This window comes from Gordonia aichiensis NBRC 108223 (assembly GCF_000332975.1).
In the GTDB taxonomy this organism is placed as follows: Bacteria; Actinomycetota; Actinomycetes; order Mycobacteriales; family Mycobacteriaceae; genus Gordonia; species Gordonia aichiensis.
In genome coordinates this window covers 1-548 of the sequence record NZ_BANR01000078.1, presented here as the reverse complement: position 1 = coordinate 548, position 548 = coordinate 1, and the positions used below count along the sequence as shown (strand labels likewise).

Here is a 548-nt window from a genome sequence, read left to right as displayed (position 1 = left end):
GAATTGCTAACTGAAGCAAGACAACGGTTACATGCGGTGAGGCTTGCTGTATACGTCATGAAAATCCGTCACGGCCAAACGATCTTGTGTTGTTGTGGCCGTGACGGTCGGGGTTAATGCGGGGTTACGCGGTCATGACGTCTGTCGGCTCTGCTGCTGACTCATCTACGCGCCGGGGCTCATTGGGTGTGGGCTCGGTGTTGCGTGGGATGGCGGCGGCGATGAGTAGGGCGATGAGTGAGACTGCGGCGCCGATGATGAGTGCGGTGTGGAATCCTGTTTCGGATGCCATGGTGTGGCCGCCGAAGTTGATGGTCATTTGTGCGAGTACGGCTCCGATGACTGCGGCGCCGATTGATGTGCCGAGTGAACGCATGAGGGTGTTGAATCCGTTGGCGGCGGCGGTTTCTGACAGTGGTACTGATCCCATGATGAGTGCGGGCATTGCGCCGTAGGCGAGTCCGACGCCGCTGTTCATGATCATGAGCGAGATCATGATGCCCCAGGTGCTGGCTGAGAGGGGCAGTGAGAGAAGGTAGCCGGCGGCT

At 58.9% G+C, this 548-nt stretch carries 1 protein-coding gene; it reads right to left on the bottom strand.

The genetic code is table 11. The features are described 5' to 3' along the window. Positions 1–124: 124 nt before the first annotated feature. A partial coding sequence (locus tag GOACH_RS23055; protein ID WP_005180873.1) for an MFS transporter occupies positions 125–548 on the bottom strand: 424 nt, incomplete at its 5' end.